Source organism: Bordetella muralis, from assembly GCF_965139205.1.
Taxonomy (GTDB): Bacteria; Pseudomonadota; Gammaproteobacteria; order Burkholderiales; family Burkholderiaceae_B; genus Bordetella_A; species Bordetella_A muralis.
Genome location: NZ_CBCSIU010000040.1, coordinates 1 through 17,945 on the forward strand (window position 1 = coordinate 1; position 17,945 = coordinate 17,945).

A 17,945-nucleotide genomic window follows, 5' to 3' on the forward strand; every position below is an offset into this window, starting at 1 on the left:
CGGCTGGGCAAACTCGCTCCGCTACGCTGCGCTCAAACATGCCCAGCCGACTGCCCCCCGCCTGACAAGGCAGGTTCGGCGGGCTCTACGGGCCAGCACAGCCTGGGCCGCCAGCCGGGACTCACAATGGTGGCATGCATAAATGGTGTGGATCACGAGCTGTGTGAAACATAGCCACAAGATAATGCGAGCAAACGCATGATCTAGCGCGCCGCAGTCAGGTCCAGCTCCCGCCAAATCCCCAACGCCGCCTCAGCTTGATTCAACGTATAGAAATGCAGGCCAGGCGCGCCGTTATCCAGCAAGGTCTGGCACAACTCACCCACTACATCTACGCCAAACGCCCGAATCGACGCCTTGTCGTCCCCGAACTCCGCCAACCGCAACCGTATCCAGCGCGGAATCTCGGCACCGCACATTTCGGAGAAACGTACCAGTTGCGTATGGTTGGTAATCGGCATGATCCCCGGCACGATGGGAATCGTGACGCCTTTGGCCTGAGCTCGATCGACAAAGTCAAAATACGCGTCGGAATTGAAGAAATACTGCGTGATCGCCGCGTCCGCCCCGGCGTTGACCTTGGCCACGAAGTGATTCAAGTCTGCCTGCGGACTCGCCGCCTGCGGATGCATTTCCGGATACGCAGCGACTTCGATGTGAAACGCATCGCCCGTTTCTGCACGGATAAAGGCGACCAGGTCGGCTGCATAACGCAATTCGCCAGCGTCGCCCCCCATGCCGGAAGGCAGATCCCCACGCAATGCCACCAGCCGCCGCACGCCTTGCTCGCGATAGGCCGAGAGAATCCCTCTCAGGTCATCACGCGTAGCTCCAATGCAGGACAAATGCGGCGCCGCATCGCATCCCAGGTTCTGCAGCATGCGTACGGTGTCGGCCGTGCCGGCGCGCGTTGATCCGCCCGCCCCGAACGTCACGCTGACGTAGCGAGGCTGAATCGCCAACAATTGCTTGGCCGCGCGTACCAACCGCTCTTGGGCGGCGATATCGCGCGGGGGGAAAAACTCCAGGCTCAGGGCCGCAGTGGAAGATCCGGTCATTAGAGAATCAAAGAGGGGAAATCGGAATCAGGGAATCAGCCGCGAAAGCAGGCCGGAAATGATGCTGTACAAAATGGCGCCCCCCACGGCCCACCAGAACCCATTGACCTGAAAGCCTCGCAAAATCGAGCCAGCCAGCCAGAACAACAGGGCATTGAGCACCAGCAGAAACAGGCCCAACGTGACGATCGTGATCGGCAACGTCAATAGCACCAACACCGGTTTGACCAGCATGTTCAGCAAACCCAACACCAGCGCGGCAACGAGCGCCGAGCCGAAACTGGCCACTGTGATGCCTGGCAACAGATACGCCACTATCAACAGGGCCACCGCGTTCAATAGCCAAACTAAGATCAAAGTCATCGTCCTCTCTCCGATAAGGCGCCCACAGGTAGGCGAAATCCGCCGCGCCCGGGGGCGCAGCGATACAGCAAGCCTGGCATAACCCGTTGCAGCGACGCTGCCCATCAGGGTAGCGCCGTGCGGTCTATGCACAGGCCTTAAGCATCCACCTATTGTGCTACAGGATCAATAGCGATAGTGCTCGGGCTTGAAGGGGCCCTCGACCGGCACATTGATGTAATCGGCCTGATCCTGACGCAACGTCGTCAGCTTCACGCCCAGTTTCTTCAGGTGCAGGCGAGCGACCTTCTCGTCCAGTTGCTTGGGCAGCACATACACTTGGCCGCGCTCATACGCGTCGTTACGCGTGAACAATTCGATCTGTGCGATGGTCTGGTTCGCAAACGAGGACGACATCACGAACGAAGGATGGCCCGTGGCGCAGCCCAGGTTCACCAGACGCCCCTTGGCCAACAGAATGATGCGCTTGCCGTCAGGGAACACGATGTGATCGACCTGCGGCTTGATTTCTTCCCATTGCAGGCCTTCCACCGAAGCGACGTCGATTTCGTTGTCGAAGTGGCCGATGTTGCACAAGATGGCCTGGTCTTTCATGGCATCCATGTGTGCGCGCGTGATGACGTGATAGTTGCCCGTGGCCGTCACGAAGATATCTGCCAGCGGAGCGGCTTCTTCCATGGTGACGACTTTGAAGCCCTCCATCGCAGCCTGCAGGGCGCAGATGGGGTCGACCTCGGTCACCCAGACTTGGGCGCGCAAGGCGGCCAGCGCCTGCGCGCAACCCTTGCCCACATCGCCATAGCCGGCGACCACGGCGATCTTGCCGGCGACCATCACATCGGTCGCGCGCTTGATCCCGTCGACCAGCGATTCACGGCAGCCATACAGGTTGTCGAATTTGGACTTGGTGACCGAGTCATTGACGTTGATGGCGGCAAATGCCAACTCGCCTTTTTGCGACATCTGGTACAGACGATGCACACCAGTGGTGGTTTCTTCGGTCACGCCCTTGATTTCGGCCAAGCGGGTGGAATACCACTTGGGATCGCGTTCCAGCGTCGCCTTGATGGACGCGAACAACACGCGCTCTTCTTCGCTGCCCGGCTTGGCCAGGACCGAGATATCTTTCTCGGCACGTGCGCCCAGGTGCAACAACAGCGTGGCATCGCCGCCGTCATCCAGGATCATGTTGGCATGACGGCCTTCGGGCCATTCGAAAATGCGGTGCGTGTATTGCCAGTATTCTTCCAGGGTCTCGCCCTTGACGGCGAACACCGGCGTACCGGTCGCGGCGATCGCGGCGGCAGCGTGGTCCTGGGTCGAGAAAATGTTGCACGATGCCCAGCGGACTTCGGCGCCCAGCGCCACCAGCGTTTCGATCAGCACGCCGGTCTGGATGGTCATGTGCAGGCTGCCGGCAATGCGTGCGCCCTTGAGCGGCTGGCTGGCGGCGAATTCTTCGCGGATGGCCATCAGGCCTGGCATTTCAGTTTCGGCGATCGCCAGTTCGCGGCGGCCCCAGCCGGCCAGCGCAATATCGGCAACGAGGAAATCGGGGGTGGTAGTCATGTGGTGAGTGCTCCTAGATATCAACGGCAGTGCTTGTCGCAGGCAACCGTACGGAACACCCAATCATGAAAAAGGCGCCCGCCTTTGCCTGCTGCGACAAAGGTGAGCGCCGTTGCTGGACGCCGCCTGGGCGACGTCTGGTGAGATTCCTGAGCCTGGCAACCCGCCTGGCCGCCCCGACAGGGACAAACCGGGGATCGTCGCAGCGCTCCTCAGGACTGAGACGAATTGTACCGGGTGCAACGAGGGATGCAACCAAGCGGCGAAAAAGCGGCAGAGCCGCCCTACACCTGCGGGGTCAGTGAGTTGGTTGCCGCCGAATTTGCCGAGATGGGCCACGCAGCCTCGCCCGCCGGCGTCAAAGGCACCAATGCCTGCAGCAGATCCTGCGCGATCTTTTCCCAGGTACGCTTCAATGCCCCCTCGCGTACACCCGTACGGTCCAGTTCCAGCGCCTGGCGGCACGCCATTGCCAGGTCGTCATTCACGAACCCCGTGGCGCCGGCATCGATCACCGCCAGCGGCGCTTCGGTATGGAATGCGGCAACAGGGGTACCGCAGGCCATGGATTCCAGCATTACCAGGCCAAACGTGTCTGTCAGGCTGGGGAATACGAAGACGTCGGCCGACGAGTAGTAAGCCGGGAGTTTCGCATCGGGCTGCATGCCCAGGAAGCGGACGTTGGGATAGGCTTTGCGCAGCCGAGCCTCATCGGGTCCCGTGCCGACCACCACCTTGCTGCCTGGCAGATCCAGCGACAGGAACGCATCCAGATTCTTTTCACGAGCCACGCGGCCCACGTTCAGGAAAATCGGCCGCGGCAGATCCTCGAACGCATCTCGCTTGCCCGGACGAAAATGCGCGGCGTCCACGCCGCGCGACCATACCCGCAGGTTTGCCAACCCACGAGCCGCCACAATATCGCGTACGGTGGGCGTCGGCACCAGCACGCAAGCCGATGGGCGATGAAACCAGCGCATGAATCGCCAAGGCAGCGATGCGGGAATGCCCATCCGTGCCTGCAGATAATCCGGAAACAGCGTGTGAAACGACGTAGTGAACCGCCACCCTTTGCGCAAGGCCATGCGCCTTGCCGCCAGGCCCAGCGGCCCCTCAGTAGCGATGTGCAAAGCATCAGGCACGGTATCACCAAGGATGCGCCGCAATTGCCGGCCCGGCGTCAGACAAAGGCGCAACTCGGGCTCGGACGGCGCGGGCACCGAGGGGGCGCCATTGGGATTGACCACGATCAATTCGTGTCCCCATTGCGTCAGCAGGCGCTGCATGGTGGTCCAGGTGCGGACTACGCCATTGACCTGCGGAGGCCAGGCGTCAGTAACCAAAACGATACGCATAGGTATCCCCAGCGCGAAAGTCATCGATCCCGCGATTTAGCCTGCTGAATGTGACACGTCAAAGACAGAAATATGACGACTGCAAGACGAGGACTTACCACACGTCCCGGTCGCTGCCAGGCGGCCGGACATGGCCGGCGAAACGCTGCACCAGAAAATCCACGAACGCCACGGTCTTGGCGGGCAGATTCAGCTGTTCCGGATATAAGGCATGGATGTCGGCCGGCGGCGTATGCCAGTCGGACAAGACCTGCCGCAATCGTCCTGAACGCAGATACGCCGCGGTCTCCCATTCGGATCGCATGACGATACCGTGGCCATCCAAAGCCCATTGCAGCGCGCTCTCGCCGTCGTTCGAACTCAGCGGACCGCGCACTTTGACGGTTTCCACACGCTGTCCGCTGCGCAGGTGCCACGTACCATAGGCCACGTCATTTTCGCGTACCACGATGCAACGGTGACGCGACAGATCGCCTGGCGCACGCGGCTCGCCCGCTGTCTGTAAATAACGGGGCGACGCACAGAGCAGCCGCCGGTTCGACGCAATCTTGCGCGCGGTGAGCCGGGCATCGGGGATGTCGCCAAAACGCACAGCGACATCAAAACCCTCGTCCAACAGGTTGACGGGACGATCCGTCAAACGCATCTGGACCTCGACCTCGGGAAACGCGCGCGAAAAATCAGACACCGCCGGCACGATGTGGGCGCGGCCGAACCCAAAGGTGGCATTCAATCTGAGCAGCCCCCGGGGCTGGGCCTGGCCGCTGGCGATGTTGCGCTCCAGTGCCTCCAGGTCAGCCAGGATGCGGTTGCCTTCGGCCAGATAGCGCTCGCCCTCGTGCGTGACGGTAACCCGTCTGGTGGTGCGGTTGAGCAGCCGCACGCCCAGCCGGCGTTCCAGATTGGCCAGCCGAGTGCTCACGGCTGGCGGCGTCAAGCCGAGCTCGCGTGCCGCTGCCGATAAATTGCCGTGTTTCACCAACAGTGAAAAAAACGCCAAGTCAGAGATGGCATTCATAGGCGTCTGAGCCAGTCCATTATTAAATTATTTTAAATAACGGTTTATTTATTTATTAATTATAAGAACAAACTTGGCCTATACACTGGCTGCACAACATCAAACCACAGCCGTGCCATGTTCGCGGCCCCAAGGAGACATCCATGACGTCATTGCTTTCCCGACAGATCTTCTGCGCCGTCGTATCAGCCGCGGGCTGTATCGTTGCGACATCCGCCTCGGCACAGACGTTCCCTGAACGCGCCATTACGCTGGTTGCGCCATTCGCACCCGGAGGCAGCGTCGACATCACTGCACGTTTGATCGCGGATGCCTGGGCCAAGCAGTTGGGGCAAAGCGTGGTGGTGGAAAACCGCGCAGGCGCGTCCGGCAATATCGGCATGGCGGCCGTGGCACGCGCACAACCCGATGGCTACACGCTCGCCATCAACACGATGTCGTTGGCGATCAATCCGTCGCTATTCAAGAACATGCCTTTCGATACGCTGAAGGATCTGCGGTCGGTAGGCACGATCGCGACGTCGCAGCATGTGCTGACGGTGACCAATAGTCTGCCGGTCAACAACGTCGCCGAGCTGCTGGCGTACGTTCGCGCGCGGCCCGACAATGCCTTGAGCTTTGGCTCGGCCGGAACCGGCAGCACTTTCCACATGGCGGCAGAGCTATTCAAGTCCGTCTCCAAAACGCAAATCCTGCACGTGCCCTATAAAGGCGGCGGCCCCGCCATGCTGGACACGATCAGCGGCCAAGTGCAGATGAGCTTTCCCGTGCTGTCGGCCGCAAAACCGCAGGTTGATGGCGGCAAGCTCAAGCCTCTGGGCGTGACGGGAAAGACCCGATCTCCGCTCTTGCCCAATGTGCCGACCATCGCCGAATCGGGGCTGCCTGATTACGAATTCAACACGTGGTTTGTGATCAGTGCGCCAGCGGGCACACCCCAGGCGGTGGTGGACACGCTGAATGCCAAGCTGGGCGATGCGTTGCGTTCACCAGAGGTGATCGAACGCATGAAAAAAGAAGGCTTTGAGCCATTGATCTCCACCCCGAGCCAAACCGACGACATGGTTGCTGCCGAGATGAAGCGTTGGGCCGGTGTCATCCAGGCCGCCGGCATCGAACCCAACTAAGGAACCTTTGGTGCTTTGACACGCGATTGGCCGTGTATTGTTGTATGCCTTGAAATTGGAACGCACGTGACTGACTCCCTATTCGATCTGCCTTTGCAAACCTTTGTGGTCAATGGCGTGCGCATAGCCGCCCGCATCCAGGGCGACGGACCACCGCTGCTGCTATTGCACGGCCACCCGCAGACGCACGTCATCTGGCATCGCGTCTGGCCCGATCTGGTTCGAACCAACACCTGCATCGCCGCGGATTTGCGCGGCTACGGCGACAGCGAAAAACCCGAGGCCACATCCGCTCACGCCGCGCATTCAAAGCGCGAGATGGCGCGCGACATGGCCGAGCTGATGAGTGCGTTGGGCCACGAGCAATTCGATGTATTGGCTCACGACCGCGGCGCGCGTGTCGCACATCGTCTGGCGCTGGATCATGCCGCGCGCGTGCAGCGCATGATGTTGCTGGATATCGCGCCCACTCTGGATATGTACGAAGGCACCACGCGTGCCTTTGCACAAGCGTATTTCCATTGGTTCTGGCTCATTCAACGCGCGCCGATTCCCGAAACCATGATCGAACATGACCCGGTGTTTTATATCCGCTCCGTCATGGGCAGCCGGCCTGGGGGCCTGGCGCTATTCGCACCCGAGGCATTGGCCGAATACGAACGCTGCGCCCAGCTGCCGAACTGGGCCACCGGCATCTGCGAGGATTACCGCGCCTCAGCCACCATCGACCTGCAACACGACCGTGACGGCCGTGCACGAGCCGAACGCCTGCGCATGCCCGTGCGCGTATTCTGGGGCGAGCGCGGCGCCGTCGGACAGAATTTCGACGTGCTGGGACTATGGCGCGCCGTCGCCGACGATATCGCGGGCCGTGCCTTGCCCGGTGCGCATTATCTGGCCGAGGAAATACCAGAGTTGATTGTGGAAGAAGCGCGACAGTTGTTTAACTGAGCGGCTCCAGCGTAACCGGGCCGGATAATCCCGCCATTGCGTACGTGCTTATCCGACCCTGCGTCAGGGCCTTGCAAAAAGGGACGCACCGCGGATGCTAAGCTGCGCCTGATGAGTCACACCCTATCCACCTCTGACGGCGACACTGTTGCCCCTGGCGACGCAGAACCGTCGCAAAACGCTTTTGTTGCGACCGACTCCCCCTGCGTGGCAGTCTGCTCCACGCTGTTCGACGAGATCTGCCGCGGCTGCGGCCGCACGGCCATGGAGGTCTCCAACTGGGTCTTCATGACCGAAGAAGAAAAACAGATTGTGTGGCACCGGATTCGTGCCCAGGGATATCCGCGTCGCAAGGGATAGTGAGACGTGGAACGTGCAAAATGGCCAAGACGACGACGCCTCGCGATTGGGTAAAGCACGCTAGCCAGCCAGGACGCCTCGAACGTATCGAAGCCTATTTCGGAGGGCATGGTTACACGCCGCATCGGCACGATACCTACGCCATCGGCTTGACCTTGGGCGGCGTGCAGAGTTTTCAATATCGCCACGCGCAGCGCCATAGCCTGCCGAACACCATTCTGGTGTTGCATCCCGATGAACTGCACGACGGCGAAGCGGGGACCGAGGCGGGTTTTCATTACCGGATGGTGTACATCGAGCCTTCCTTGATCCAGCAGATTCTCGGTGGCAAACCGCTGCCGTTCGTCGAAGGCGGCCTGTCTGGCGACCCTCGGCTTCGCAGTGCGCTTGCGCCATTGCTTCGAGACATGGACGCCGGCGTCGATCCCATGGAAGAAGACGACGCGCTGCATGATCTGGCACAGGCCCTGATCGACGTAGCCGGGCAGCGCCGTATGCGGCGCCATCCTGACTTCATTGCAGTGGAACGCGCCCGAGCCTATATCCATGATTCCCTGGAGCAAACCATCACATTGGATGCGCTGGCGCAAGTCAGTGGCATGGACCGCTGGCAGTTGTGCCGGGATTTCCGGTCGCTCTACGGCACCAGCCCGTATCGTTATCTGACCATGCGCCGCCTCGATCGCGTACGGCAGTTGATGCGGTCGGGCCAAACCATCGCCGAATCGGCGCTGACGGCCGGCTTTTTTGATCAAAGCCACATGGCGCGCCAGTTCACTGCCGCGTACGGCGTCCCTCCAGCTCGATGGATGACACGAATAAAACAGTCACGGTAAATCCATGACGCCGACTTGCACGATCGTGCAAGATTCGCCGCAGACACGCTCCTAACATGCTGATTCCCGTCTATTCATCAGGATTCCAACATGACCACGGCGCCCGCTGCCCGTCATCACCACCCGATCAATTTCGCCCAGAAATTCACGCTTTTCAACGAACAGTGGTCACCCAAGGTCGTGGCCGAGATGAACGACTACCAATTCAAGATCGTTCGCCTGGAAGGCGACTTCATCTGGCATACGCATGCCGACACGGACGAGGCTTTCCTCGTCCTCGAAGGCGAGTTGCGTATTGATTTCCGCGACGGCAACATTTTGCTGCGGCAGGGAGAGCTGTACATTGTTCCCAAAGGAACCGAGCACAAGCCGTACGCCGAACACGAAGTCAAGCTGATGTTGATCGAGCCTCGCGGCGTGTTCAACACAGGGGAACAAACTGGAGAACGAACCGCACAGAACGATGTGTGGATCTAGTATCAAAGACGCCAGGACATCCCGCCGCTATTCGACCCAAAGCGGCCTCTGACACTCTCCGGCCATAAACGAAACGGCCACCTCGCAGGGTGGCCGTCAGATCAGCGCATAAAGGGCTTACGCGCTTTTCTTCAGATCCTGAGCCTTGTCGATGGCTTCCCAAGAGAACTCGGGCTCGGCACGGCCAAAGTGACCGTAAGCCGCCGTCTTGGTGTAGATCGGGCGCAGCAGGTCGAGCATGTTGACGATGCCTTTGGGACGCAGATCAAAGTGCTCGCGCACCAGCTTGGCGATCTGATCATCGGAGATCACGCCGGTGCCCTCGGTATAGACCGTGATGTTGATCGGCTCGGCTACGCCGATGGCGTAGCTGACCTGTACCTGGCATTGACGGGCCAGGCCAGCGGCCACGATGTTCTTGGCCACATAGCGCGCAGCATACGCAGCCGAACGGTCAACCTTGGAAGGATCCTTGCCGGAGAAAGCACCACCGCCGTGCGGGCAAGCGCCGCCGTACGTGTCCACAATGATCTTGCGGCCGGTCAGGCCGCAATCGCCTTGCGGACCGCCGATCACGAAACGGCCGGTCGGGTTGACCAGGAATTTCGTCTTGGGCGTGATCAGGCCATCAGGAAAGCTGGGCTTGATGATGTCTTCGATGACGGCTTCGTGAATCGACGATTGCGAGATCTCGGGCGCATGCTGCGTGGACAGCACCACGGTATCGACCTCGACCGGGCGGCCATCGACGTAGCGGAACGTAACCTGGGATTTGGCGTCGGGGCGCAGCCACGGCAGGCGGCCGTCCTTGCGCAGTTCGCTCTGGCGCTGCACCAGACGGTGCGCGTACCAGATCGGGGCCGGCATCAGGTCGGGGGTTTCGTCGCAGGCGTAACCGAACATCAGGCCTTGGTCACCCGCGCCCTGGTTCAAGTAGTCTTCGGAGGTACGGTCCACGCCCTGAGCAATGTCAGGCGACTGCTTGTCATAGGCCACGAGCACCGCGCAGCCTTTGTAATCAATACCGTAATCGGTATTGTCGTAACCGATGCGGCGGATGGTGTCGCGCGCGACCTGGATATAGTCGACGTTGGCGGTCGTGGTGATTTCACCAGCCAACACGACAAGCCCGGTATTGCACAGCGTCTCAGCAGCGACGCGCGCATTCGGGTCTTGGGTAAAAATGGCGTCAAGAATGGAATCGGAAATCTGGTCGGCGACCTTGTCCGGATGCCCTTCGGAGACGGATTCAGAGGTAAAGAGAAAATCGTTACTGGCCACGGGTACGTCCTTACGAGACCGGCAAAGCCGGCACACAGGTTTAACGAGGCGCGTTGCGCGCGGATCTGAACCTGAATGGATAAGGATCTGGGCGCGACGCTTTAGCGGATTTTGCCGAAACGCTCGCGCGCAACAGGCGTCGCCCCGCAAGTTGTCGGTTAACTCGGCGACAGAACGCATTTTAGGCGAAAATGCCGGGTCCATGCTTATGGCATGAATTCATACGCTTATCTGTAGAGACTTCGCACCGTGGGTTTCACGCTGCGACACATGATCCGACCCGCATGCTGCTTGCCTTGTTTCGCGCCGTTGCCTTGCTTCCCCTGCCTGTCTTGCACGTGGCAGGACGAGTGCTGGGCCGCCTGATCTACGCGTTCCCGGGGCGCTACCGGCAACGCCTGCAGGCCAACGCCGCCCAGGCGGGCTATCCGGATCCCGCATTTGCCCGTCGGGCAGCCGCCGAAACCGGCGCCATGATGATGGAAATGCCCAAGGTCTGGTTCCGCGGTGAAGAAAGCCTCGCCAAGACGGTTTCGGACGACGTTCACGTCGTCGAGGCTGCCTTGGCCGAAAATCGGGGCATCTTGTTCCTGACACCGCATCTCGGCTGTTTCGAGATCACGGCCCGCTACGTGGCAGTGGCGTGCCACATCCCGATGACCGTCATGTTCCGACCGCCTCGCATGGCGGCCTTTGCGCCATTGCTCGATACCGCACGTAACACGTCCGGCCTGAAGGCAGTACCCGCAAATATGCAGGGCGTACGCGAGTTCGTGCGCGCCTTGCGCCGAGGCACAGCCGTCGGCCTTCTGCCCGACCAAGCGCCTGGCGAAGGCGACGGCGTCTGGGCGCCGTTTTTCGGACGCATGGCGTACACCATGACATTGCCGGGCAAGCTCGCTGCTCAAACCCAGGTCGCCGTGATCGTCGTGACGGGCGAACGCCTGCCGAAAGGCCGAGGCTGGCGCGTCCATTTCTCGCGCGTGCCCGACCCGTTGCCACAGGATCCACAAGCCCAGGCCGCCTTATTCAATGCCGCCATGGAAAAGGTGATTCGCCACATGCCGCATCAATACCTGTGGAGTTACAACCGCTACAAGACCCCGCGCGGTGCGCCGCCCGTTCCGCCCATGCCTGGACCCCAGGCGTCCGACAAGCCGTCCTCGTCCGCATCCCCCGGGGCTGACTCTCATGAATGATTTCAAACTGCGAGCCCTGAACGCGTTATTCGCCTGGTTCGGCCGCATCCGACCATCCACCCGCCAACACATAGGTGCTGGACTCGGCTGGCTGACCCGCAAACTGGCCCGCTCGCGCGTGCGCATCGTGCGCCTGAACCTGCAACTATGCTTTCCCGAGCTCTCCGAGGCAGAACGGGAGAGCTTGATGCGGGCGCATTTCCGCGCGCTGGCACAGACCATCGTAGACCGAGGCGTCCTGTGGTACGGCACGCCCGAGGCCATACGCGAAATGGTGACCACCGAGGGCGCCGAGAGGATCAACGCCTTGATCGCCGAGGGCCGGCGGGTCCTGCTGCTGGCGCCGCATTTTGTGGCGCTGGACGCGGCCGCGACACGCTTGACGATGGATGTGCCCAGCAGCGCCACCATGTACACGCCTCAGAGCGATCCGGCGGTGGACACCCTGGTACGTAACGGCCGCGGCCGATTCAACGAGGTTTTCCTCGTGAGCCGCAAAGATGGCGTGCGCGATCTGATCCGCCATCTGCGCGCGCCGCGGCCGGTGTATTACCTGCCCGATATGGACTTTGGCCGCCAGGGCGCGGTGTTTGTGCCTTTTTTTGGCATACCGGCAGCCACGCTCGAGGCTACCGCCCAACTGGCTCGCAAATGGGACGCGGCGGTCGTGCCCGTGATCGATTTCTGGGATCCCGATACGGGCCGATATCACGTCGAAGTCATGCCGCCGTTGGCAGACTTCCCTGGCGAAGGCACACTGGAGGAAGCCACGGCACGTTTGAACCAGCACATCGAAGGCTGGGTCCGGCGTTGCCCCAGCCAGTACTATTGGGTTCATCGGCGCTTTAAGACACGCCCCTTGGGCCAAGCCAAATATTATTGAATATTCTGCGGGAGCTGGCTTTGGTTTGCTCGCCACCAGCACCACACAAAAGCATACGGATTGACCGGGGCTGTCTCCGGCCATTCCATCCCCCCTGCCACGCCCTGACGTAATGCGCGATAATCCTCCCATGATCTGGAACTTCACCAAAATGCATGGCGCGGGCAACGACTTTGTCGTGCTCGACGGCGTACGCCAAGCCATCCACATGACGCCCGAGCGCGCGCGCGCCCTGGCCGATCGTCATTTCGGCATCGGTGCCGACCAAATTCTCCTGGTCGAACCGGCCACGCGTTCGGATGCGGATTTTCGCTATCGCATTTTCAATGCCGATGGTTCGGAGGTCGAGCACTGCGGCAACGGCGCACGCTGCTTTGTGCGATTCGTGCACGAACAACATTTGTCCGACCGGAATCCGCTGCGCGCAGAGATTGCGACCGGCATTCTGGTATTGGACGAAGGCGACGACGAACAAGTCACCGTGGATATGGGCGTGACCCGTTTTGATCCGGCCGCCTTGCCATTCGATACTGATGGCCTGGCCTCGCACACGCAGGGCGAGGACACATTGTGGCAATTGGACTTGCCCGAAGCCCCCCCCGGCGCGCCGCGCAGCGTGCAGGTCTCGGCTGTGGCCATTTCCAATCCCCACGCCGTCCAGCAAGTCGATGACGTGGACACTGCCCCCGTAGGCATTGTCGGCCCCATGATCGAACGCCACCCTCGTTTTGCCCGTCGCGTCAACGCGGGCTTTATGCAGGTCGTCGACCGCAACACCATCCGGCTGCGCGTGTACGAACGCGGAGCGGGCGAGACCCTGGCCTGCGGGACAGGCGCCTGCGCTGCCGTCGCTGCCGGTATTCGCCGCGGCCTGCTGGATTCGCCTGTGCGGGTCCATACCCGCGGCGGCATCCTCACCGTGGACTGGAACGGCGAACGCCTCCGCATGACGGGCCCTGCCGCCTCTGTCTACAACGGCCAGGTCGATATCGACAAGCTGGTTTTCTCCATGGCCCTAGGCCGATAAACGCTACGCATTCAATGACCGATACCGCTCTCACTGCCCAGGACATCGCGGATTTCCTGCAAAACAACCCGGAATTCTTCGATCAGCACGCCGAGGTCTTTGCCACGCTGCAAGTCCCGCACCCACACGGTACGCGCGCCATTTCGCTGGGAGAGCGGCAGATTCTGGCCCTGCGCGAACGCAATCGCGAACTCGAATGGCGCCTGAACGAGCTGATCAACAACGCTGATTCGAATGAGGCTATCGGTGACCATGTTTCGCAATGGTGTGCGCGCCTGCTGGGCGAAAGCGAGCCGCAACACCTGCCGGGCGAAATCGCACTGGGTCTGGCCGAGCAGTTCGACCTGAATCATGTCGGCCTGCGGTTGTGGAATCTGGCCGGACTGGCTCCCACGGGTTACGGTGCGCCTGTCTCGCAGGACGTACGCGACTTTACCGATAGCCTGAAAACGCCGTACTGTGGCCCGGACACCGAATTCGAGGCTGTGAACTGGCTGGATGCCAAGCCCCAATCGCTGGCCTTGATTCCGCTACGTTTCGACGTGGATCAACCCAGCATCGGCCTGCTCGTACTGGGGTCCGATGATCCTGCCCGCTTCAACCCGGAAATGGGCACGGTGTTCCTCGAAGCAATCGGCCGCCTGGCTTCGGCAACACTGCGCCGGCTGAATACACCTGCGCCGCAGAATCCGGCCTGACATATCGAGAGGACAGGGATCAGGAGCACACCCCATCAATCCCCTGCTTACCTTTAACCCATGCGGATCGCAGGCCGGTCAACCCGTGCCTGCCCCTCGCCGTAAAAGCGGCGATGCCTGGACCTGAGGCTTATCCATCATGACCGAGCCAGTTCCCGATCCCGTTTCAGAATCCCTGCCTCAGCCCCTGGATGCGTGGCTGCAACACTTGCAGGCCCATCGGCGCTATTCCCCTCACACGCTGGACGCCTATCGACGCGACCTGCGCCAGTTGGCCACCTTGGCCCACGCAGTCAAGCTGCCGCTCGAACAGCTCACCAACAGCCACATCCGGCAGTTTGCCGCCCGCCTGCATGCGCAGGGCCTGGGACCACGCAGCCTGGCCCGCACATTGGCGGCCTGGCGAGGTTTTTATCAATGGTGGGCACCCACGATAGATCTGGCCGGCAACCCCGTAGTCGGCGTGCGTGCTCCCAAAGCGCCACGCGGTCTGCCCAAGGCACTATCCGTGGAGCAGGCACAGGCACTGCTGGACCATGCCTCGGCAAAATTGGCTACCGAGCCTGCGGGCTTGCGCGATCGCGCCATGTTCGAACTCCTGTATTCCAGCGGTCTGCGGCTCTCTGAGCTCGTGGGGCTCGATTTGCATTACACCCGTACCGCCGACTACGAATCGTCGAGTTGGCTCAACCTCGCCGAGGCCGAAGTCCTGGTATTGGGCAAAGGCGGCAAACGCCGCAGCGTCCCCGTCGGGCAGGCCGCATTAACGGCCCTACAACGCTGGATCGAAGTCAGGTCCCAATTGGCAGCGGCGAGCGCTACTGATACGGACGCCAATGCCCTGTTCGTGGGAACACGAGGCCGGCGCATCTCGCCTCGTGTTGTCCAGACACAGCTTGCAAAATTCGCGCAGGCAGCTGGCCTGCCTGCGCATGTACATCCGCACGTGTTGCGCCATAGCTTCGCCAGCCACGTTTTGCAATCCGCGCAAGACCTGCGTGCAGTGCAAGAGATGCTGGGCCATGCCAACATCTCTACGACGCAGATCTACACCAGGCTAGACTTTCAGCATCTGGCCAAAGCCTATGATCAGGCCCATCCACGAGCGGGACGTAAATCCTAGATTTACGTCGCGATCAGTACGTCACCCGTACGCCTAACAGCACGCTTCGACCGGCCAACGGTGCCGCGGTCGAGATGAACGAGGCGTGGTTATACGCCAGCTTGTCCAGCAAGTTCGTCCCGCGCAGATAGATCTCATAGGCAGTGTCGGAGCCAAATGAGTTGCGATAGCTCACCACGGCATTCACCATGTCATAGCCAGCGGTGCTCGACTCATACGATGCGATATCGTTCTGACGGAATACATGCGCATATTCCACACCGCCTGACCATTGCTGCCACTTGACGTTGGCCCGCACGCCCGCGCGCGCGGCGGGAATACGCGGCAGATTGCCGTCGCCGCCGGTCAATTTGCCGCGCACGTAATCACCGAACACCCCAGCAGAAAACACCTTGTTGAACTGGTGGCGCACCTCACCCTCGATCCCTGTGAACTCTGCGTCATGCTGCGCGTACTCGATCAAGCGGAAATCTTCATACTGATCAAGCGTGTTCGCATAGATGTAGTTCTTGACCCGATTATGAAAAGCGCTCACGCTGAACGTCGTGTCGCCTTCGTGCTTGCGCAAGGTCAAATCGATATTGTGCGAAGTTTCCTTGCTCAAATCGGCATTGCCGATTTCGTAGGTATTCGTCGCCAAGTGCACACCGTCTGCATATAGCTCCTGTGCGTTGGGCAGACGCTGCGAGCGCGACAGCGACAAGGCTACCGAATACTGCGGCGCAAAGTCCCAGATCGCGGCAGCCGACAGCGACGTGCCCGATTGGCTGGAACGCGGGTTATCGCCCTCGGGAGAAATACGCTGCCAGTCCTGGCGCGCACCAACCTCAAAGCGCCAATCGGCCAGACGATATTCCTCTAGCAAAAAGAGACCCGTCGACTGCGTATCGCTGCGCGGCAAGAACGCCTCTTCGCCTTCGGCGCTGAAATCGCTGAACGAATTCTGCAGACCGATTACGCCGCGCCAGCCGTACAGCGGCTTGTGCTCCAACTCCAGACGCGCGTCATAGCCGCGGTTTTTAAAGGTGGTGCCGACTTCTCCGCCTTCGATTTCCTGATGCTGATAATCCGTCAGGCCGCCACGGAACCGGACTTTCTCGAACCCGGCAAAAGGCTCGGTATATTCTGCACGAACGTCCACACGTTTGCTGCGCAGTTTGACGTAGGGAGGATCCTCACCCTCACCATGTTCGTGGTCATGATCGTGGCCGTCTTCACCCTCATGATCGTGATCGTCGTGGCCACCGCAATGCAGATGCGTGCCATGGGGATGGCAACCTTCATACTCGTGATTGTGCCCGGGCAGACCGTACTTGCTGTCCAGATAGGTGAATGCCACCCCGACATAGCCGCGCGGCGTGATCCACGACAGGCCCAGGCTGCCTTGCGAGGACTCGCTATACGAGCCTGCCAGCTCTTTGCTGGTCCAATCCGGCACGTCGTAATCATCGGTGCGACGTTTCATGCCTTCGACGTGGACGGCAAACTGGCCTGTGCCGGCGGTGATGCTCACTGCGCCTGCACGCTCGTTGGTGCCGGTCGCACCGCGAACCTCTGCTTCGGCCTCGACGCCTTTCTCCGGGATTGCCGTGGGGATACGGTTATCCAGCACGTTGACAACGCCGCCGATGGCGCCGCCCCCGTACAACAGCGTGGCCGGACCGCGCAGGACTTCAATGCGTTGCGCCAGGAGGGGCTCTGTCGTCACCGCGTGGTCGGGGGAAATGCTGGAAGCATCCATCAATTCCGATCCATCTGACAGCACCTTGACCCGTGGCGCGGTCTGGCCACGGATCACGGGCCGGCTGGCGCCGCCGCCGAACGTATCCGAGTTGATACCCGGCAAACCGTTCAACGTATCGCCCAGGGTACCTTGACGACGTTCGATCAGCGCATTGCCGTCCAGCACGAGTGCGGGCAAGGCCATGCTGTCCGGGTCCAGGCCTAGAGGATTGGCTGAAACGGTGATGGGAGCCAAGGTGGCGGCAGCGTCAGCGTTGGTATCTGCTGACTGGATAGGTTGCGCCTGCACGGCGGGGGCTAGCGCTAGAGAGAGTGCCAGCGCTAGCGGATGAGGGTTTAACGTCATTTCCCGTCTCGATTATGTTATATCATTTCAAAAACTACGAGATGATATAACATATCAATTATTGACGCATGAAGAAATTACGGCTGTTGCTCGGTCAGAGGTGGCAGAGTGTGTCTCTGTGAAGACGTCCCNGCCGGNTGCCTGNAAGCCGCACCGGNCCTATCGCACGGACTCGGCCCATGACCAGGGGCCTCGGCCCGCTTCGCGGGCTAAATCCGCGCTCTACGGGCCGGCACGGCTTCCNGGCACCCGGCAGGGACTCACAGTAGTGGCATGCCACGGTTGCTGGCTGGCGCGGGTCGCGGCTGAATCGCGGCGTAAGTTGTGACGTATACGGCCGCCCCATCGACGACGATGTGGCCATTGTCTGTACCAACAACTGTGGAGACATCCGTCATATGCAGACAACGTGAGCCGACGTGCGCCGTGTAAAAGCGGTGCCGGCCCGTAGAGCCCGCCGAACCAGCCTTGTCAGGCGGGGGGAAGTCGGCTGGGCATGTTTGAGTGGAGCGCAGCGGAGCGAGTTTGGCC

General features: G+C 60.9%; 17 protein-coding genes and 1 riboswitch. Of the genes, 10 read left to right on the top strand and 7 right to left on the bottom strand.

Annotated features, from left to right (window positions below; all coding sequences use genetic code 11):
* Positions 1-203 precede the first annotated feature (203 nt).
* The 5 genes from metF to ACNA0I_RS26075 form a co-directional block, all read right to left on the bottom strand.
* Positions 204-1,058 (bottom strand): methylenetetrahydrofolate reductase [NAD(P)H], encoded by an 855-nt coding sequence (metF, locus tag ACNA0I_RS26055; protein WP_415808927.1) that lies wholly within the window; start codon positions 1,056-1,058, stop codon positions 204-206.
* Between the two features lie 27 nt (positions 1,059-1,085).
* A complete protein-coding gene (locus ACNA0I_RS26060) occupies positions 1,086-1,421 on the bottom strand; it encodes a phage holin family protein (protein WP_094824185.1) in 336 nt (111 codons plus the stop codon).
* A 165-nt stretch (positions 1,422-1,586) separates the two neighbouring features.
* Positions 1,587-2,990 (bottom strand): adenosylhomocysteinase, encoded by a 1,404-nt coding sequence (ahcY, locus tag ACNA0I_RS26065; RefSeq protein ID WP_415808929.1) that lies wholly within the window; start codon positions 2,988-2,990, stop codon positions 1,587-1,589.
* Positions 2,991-3,087: 97 nt separating this feature from the next.
* Positions 3,088-3,210: riboswitch (S-adenosyl-L-homocysteine riboswitch) on the bottom strand.
* Positions 3,211-3,274: 64 nt separating this feature from the next.
* Positions 3,275-4,345, bottom strand: coding sequence for a glycosyltransferase family 4 protein (locus ACNA0I_RS26070; RefSeq protein WP_094824183.1), 1,071 nt, complete (start codon positions 4,343-4,345; stop codon positions 3,275-3,277).
* Positions 4,346-4,439: 94 nt separating this feature from the next.
* Entirely contained in the window at positions 4,440-5,363 is a 924-nt protein-coding gene (locus ACNA0I_RS26075) for a LysR family transcriptional regulator (protein ID WP_415808930.1), read from the bottom strand.
* A gap of 143 nt (positions 5,364-5,506) precedes the next feature.
* On the opposite strand from ACNA0I_RS26075, the gene ACNA0I_RS26080 reads away from it, so the two are divergent.
* The 5 genes from ACNA0I_RS26080 to ACNA0I_RS26100 all read left to right on the top strand — a co-directional run bounded on the left by ACNA0I_RS26080 (position 5,507) and on the right by ACNA0I_RS26100 (position 9,114).
* Positions 5,507-6,490, top strand: coding sequence for a Bug family tripartite tricarboxylate transporter substrate binding protein (locus tag ACNA0I_RS26080; RefSeq protein WP_415808931.1), 984 nt, complete (start codon positions 5,507-5,509; stop codon positions 6,488-6,490).
* Positions 6,491-6,556: 66 nt separating this feature from the next.
* On the top strand, positions 6,557-7,441 hold the full coding sequence (locus tag ACNA0I_RS26085) for an alpha/beta fold hydrolase (protein WP_415808932.1): 885 nt from the start codon (positions 6,557-6,559) through the stop codon (positions 7,439-7,441).
* A gap of 111 nt (positions 7,442-7,552) precedes the next feature.
* Positions 7,553-7,801 (top strand): DUF1289 domain-containing protein, encoded by a 249-nt coding sequence (locus tag ACNA0I_RS26090; RefSeq protein ID WP_415808933.1) that lies wholly within the window; start codon positions 7,553-7,555, stop codon positions 7,799-7,801.
* 20 nt (positions 7,802-7,821) lie between these two features.
* The gene (locus tag ACNA0I_RS26095) at positions 7,822-8,637 is read left to right on the top strand and encodes an AraC family transcriptional regulator (protein WP_415808934.1); all 816 of its coding nucleotides are present in this window, start codon (positions 7,822-7,824) and stop codon (positions 8,635-8,637) included.
* A 90-nt stretch (positions 8,638-8,727) separates the two neighbouring features.
* Positions 8,728-9,114: a cupin domain-containing protein gene (locus ACNA0I_RS26100; RefSeq protein ID WP_415808935.1), complete on the top strand. Its 387-nt coding sequence runs from the start codon at positions 8,728-8,730 to the stop codon at positions 9,112-9,114.
* Between the two features lie 117 nt (positions 9,115-9,231).
* On the opposite strand, the gene metK is transcribed toward ACNA0I_RS26100, so the two are convergent.
* Positions 9,232-10,395, bottom strand: coding sequence for a methionine adenosyltransferase (gene metK / locus ACNA0I_RS26105; protein WP_415808936.1), 1,164 nt, complete (start codon positions 10,393-10,395; stop codon positions 9,232-9,234).
* Between the two features lie 284 nt (positions 10,396-10,679).
* Between metK and ACNA0I_RS26110 the strand changes: the two genes are divergently transcribed.
* The 5 genes from ACNA0I_RS26110 (at position 10,680) to xerC (ending at position 15,325) form a co-directional block, all read left to right on the top strand.
* Positions 10,680-11,594, top strand: coding sequence for a lysophospholipid acyltransferase family protein (locus tag ACNA0I_RS26110; RefSeq protein WP_415808937.1), 915 nt, complete (start codon positions 10,680-10,682; stop codon positions 11,592-11,594).
* Positions 11,587-12,477, top strand: coding sequence for a lysophospholipid acyltransferase family protein (locus ACNA0I_RS26115; RefSeq protein WP_415808938.1), 891 nt, complete (start codon positions 11,587-11,589; stop codon positions 12,475-12,477). Before ACNA0I_RS26110 ends, ACNA0I_RS26115 begins: the two co-directional genes overlap by 8 nt.
* 112 nt (positions 12,478-12,589) lie before the next feature.
* On the top strand, positions 12,590-13,504 hold the full coding sequence (dapF, locus tag ACNA0I_RS26120; protein ID WP_415808939.1) for a diaminopimelate epimerase: 915 nt from the start codon (positions 12,590-12,592) through the stop codon (positions 13,502-13,504).
* A gap of 14 nt (positions 13,505-13,518) precedes the next feature.
* The gene (locus ACNA0I_RS26125; protein WP_415808941.1) at positions 13,519-14,202 is read left to right on the top strand and encodes a DUF484 family protein; all 684 of its coding nucleotides are present in this window, start codon (positions 13,519-13,521) and stop codon (positions 14,200-14,202) included.
* A 139-nt stretch (positions 14,203-14,341) separates the two neighbouring features.
* The gene (gene xerC / locus ACNA0I_RS26130) at positions 14,342-15,325 is read left to right on the top strand and encodes a tyrosine recombinase XerC (RefSeq protein ID WP_415808942.1); all 984 of its coding nucleotides are present in this window, start codon (positions 14,342-14,344) and stop codon (positions 15,323-15,325) included.
* 13 nt (positions 15,326-15,338) lie between these two features.
* Here the strand turns inward: xerC and ACNA0I_RS26135 are convergent, their stop codons facing one another.
* Positions 15,339-17,414: a TonB-dependent receptor domain-containing protein gene (locus ACNA0I_RS26135; RefSeq protein WP_415808943.1), complete on the bottom strand. Its 2,076-nt coding sequence runs from the start codon at positions 17,412-17,414 to the stop codon at positions 15,339-15,341.
* Positions 17,415-17,945: the final 531 nt, after the last annotated feature.